General features: G+C 68.6%; 2 protein-coding genes. Both read left to right on the forward strand.

Translation table 11 applies throughout. From position 1 onward, the window contains the following. The first annotated feature begins 145 nt into the window (after positions 1-145). A complete protein-coding gene (gene lipB / locus FVW20_RS16185; protein ID WP_196610404.1) occupies positions 146-802 on the forward strand; it encodes a lipoyl(octanoyl) transferase LipB in 657 nt (218 codons plus the stop codon). Continuing rightward, a partial coding sequence (locus FVW20_RS16190; protein WP_372435014.1) for a radical SAM protein occupies positions 732-1,125 on the forward strand: 394 nt, incomplete at its 3' end. The genes lipB and FVW20_RS16190, both read left to right, overlap by 71 nt.

Consider the following 1,125-nt stretch of genomic DNA (forward strand, 5'->3'; position numbering starts at 1 on the left):
GCGCAGGCCCCGGCGCGACGACTAGCGGGCACGCCCGGGGCAACCGCCCCGCGCCAGCCTCCGCGACGCCGGGACAGGCCCATCGAAAACTCCAAGGCCGGGGACGCCACCGCCCCCGGCCTTTCGCAACCGGAACACCACGCGCATGAACATCATCGACCTGGGCCTCATCCGCTATGCAGAGGCCGACGCCCTGCAACGGGCACGGCTGGAGGAAGTGGCGGCAGGGGCGGAAGAAACCCTGTACCTGCTGGAGCACCACCCGGTGATCACCCTTGGCCGCAACGGCGGGGGCGAAAACCTGCACGTGGGCCGAGAATGGCTGGCAACGCAGGGCATAGACCTTGTGCAGTCCTCGCGCGGGGGCAACATCACCTGCCATTTCCCCGGCCAGCTGGTGGCCTACCCGGTGTTCCGGGTGGCCAAGCGGCCCGGAGGCCTGCGGCAGATGTTCCACGACCTCGAAGAGGTGGTCATCACCACGCTGGCCCACTTCGGGCTGTCCGCCGCCCGCTGGGAAGGCCGCCCCGGCGTGTGGATAGAAAACCGCAAGATATGCTCCATCGGCATGGCCATGCGCCGCTGGACCTCGTACCACGGGTTCGCCCTGAACGTGGGGCGCGACCTGTCCCTTTTCGAGATGATCACCCTGTGCGGCCTGCCCGACGCGCAGGCCACGTCGCTGCACCGCGAACTGGGCGGCGATGCCCCCACCATGCAGGAGGTAAAGGATGTCTGTGCCCGGCAATTCCGTGCCATCTTTGCGGATTCCACCGTGGCTGCGGGTCAAGCTGCCCTGTAGCCACACCTACGGGGACACCCGTTCGCTGGTGGACGACCTGCGCCTGAACACCGTGTGTCAGAGCGCCAAGTGCCCGAACATGTTCGAGTGCTTCTCTTCGGGTACGGCCACGTTCCTCATCCTGGGCAACGTGTGCACGCGCAACTGCGCCTTCTGCAACATCACCCCCGGACAGGCCGCCCCGCCAGACCCGGACGAACCCCGCCGCGTGGCCGAAGGCGCCGCGCGTCTGGGGCTTTCGCATGTGGTGGTCACCTCCGTCACCCGGGACGACCTGCCCGACGGCGGCTCCGCCCACTTCGCGGCCACGGTGCGCGCCCTGC

Source organism: Nitratidesulfovibrio oxamicus (assembly GCF_015731765.1).
Taxonomy (GTDB): Bacteria; Desulfobacterota; Desulfovibrionia; order Desulfovibrionales; family Desulfovibrionaceae; genus Cupidesulfovibrio; species Cupidesulfovibrio oxamicus.

Excerpts from the sequence above, each read along its gene's own strand:
- lipB (WP_196610404.1), top strand. The coding sequence starts at position 146 with ATGAACATCATCGACCTGGGCCTCATCCGCTATGCAGAGGCCGACGCC.